Below are 1,284 nucleotides of genomic sequence, written 5' to 3'. Positions count from 1 at the left end.
CTTCGGGGGGATCCCTAGAAATTGGAAAGGCGAAGAATACCACTTGCTCATCTGCTCCTGTTAAGGTATGCTATGTGCTGAATGATCTGGCTGCGGTTTACCTCCTGTTCTGGGGTTGAGATATTGCAAGCCAGCCATGGGAATCGTGCAGTTGTGTGTCGAACATCCTCCGTTTGAACGGAACCCTGATCCTGGCTTTTTATCTCCCTTCATTCCCACTGATGTAGGCTAGCGGCCATCGATTACAAGCAACATCATGATCACAGAAAGGAACAACAGTGTCAGACAAAAAACTGGACATTTGGGTTAAGTTTTTGCTGATCGGTGCAGAGGTTCTGTTTGTTAGCATCCTTGCCCTTATGCGCCTTTCAATTGCGGGCTGGCTGTTTTTGATCTTTCCAATTTTGCTGATTTTGCTGATATGGATAGGTTTTCACATAGTCTTGATGACTGCATTTATTCTAAGTTTAAGATCAAGCATCATAGATTGGGTGATCTATGGCGCCGTCCATTGGTTTTACATGCTGGCGTGGTTATTTCAAAACGATGGTGACGATGTACGAATACGGTGGGTAATTCAACTTTTGCCTTTCACCGGTGGTTTGGAGCCATTTCTAAATAAATGGGGTGGAACTCTGTTTTTAATAACGGCCGCGGCTACTTCTATTTGCTATGTGATTATCTTCATTCTACTCATTGTTCGGATCGTGCAATTTCTGGTGTCTCTCAATAAGGATACAGAGGATACACAAACCACATAGGCTTTCAGACAGAAGCTACTTCATCCATCTCTCTACGTGGATATATCTACACTCAGTGATACAAGAGGTTCGTTGTGCAGCGTGCGAAAATCACACTTCCGCACTGTTGTGTTGCATACTGGACAGTTTTGTACTGATGAAGCTGCTGATGACCACCACTACAATACTGATCAGTGCCCGATCAAAAGAGTGCCTGGTCTGCCTGTTCGACTGTGCGTGTACTATGTCCTTACCTGCGCAATCCTGCGGGCGTATCGGTTCATTTCCTTCACAGGGAAACGTTCCATCTGGCTCTAGAATCAGTCATGCCAGAAATGCGCTAACCAGTTCGGCAACCGCTGCTGGTTGTTCCAGATGAACGGCATGTCCGGCATCGGGTACAATGGCGTGACGGGCATGAGGCATCAGTTCGGCCATACGAGTGGCAATTGCACAGAACTTGGGATCGAGTGCGCCTGTGATCAAGAGGGTAGGGGTAGTGATGGTTGGTAATATCTCGTTCCCCCTTCGGGGGGATCCCTAG

General features: G+C 47.0%; 2 protein-coding genes. One reads left to right on the top strand and one right to left on the bottom strand.

Annotation, left to right across the window (positions count from 1 at the left end; genetic code table 11):
* Nucleotides 1–278: 278 nt before the first annotated feature.
* Nucleotides 279–761, top strand: coding sequence for a hypothetical protein (locus tag NW818_RS12660; protein ID WP_414424751.1), 483 nt, complete (start codon nucleotides 279–281; stop codon nucleotides 759–761).
* Between the two features lie 303 nt (nucleotides 762–1,064).
* Here NW818_RS12660 and NW818_RS12655 read toward each other — a convergent pair whose 3' ends face one another.
* Nucleotides 1,065–1,244, bottom strand: coding sequence for an alpha/beta hydrolase (locus tag NW818_RS12655; RefSeq protein WP_414424752.1), 180 nt, complete (start codon nucleotides 1,242–1,244; stop codon nucleotides 1,065–1,067).
* Nucleotides 1,245–1,284 lie beyond the last annotated feature (40 nt).

The sequence above is a fragment of the Synechococcus sp. R6-5 genome (genome assembly GCF_047461775.1).
Taxonomy (GTDB): domain Bacteria; phylum Cyanobacteriota; class Cyanobacteriia; order Thermostichales; family Thermostichaceae; genus Thermostichus.
Note: the sequence above shows the minus strand (reverse complement) of the source record. Positions and strands in the feature narration are given on the sequence as shown.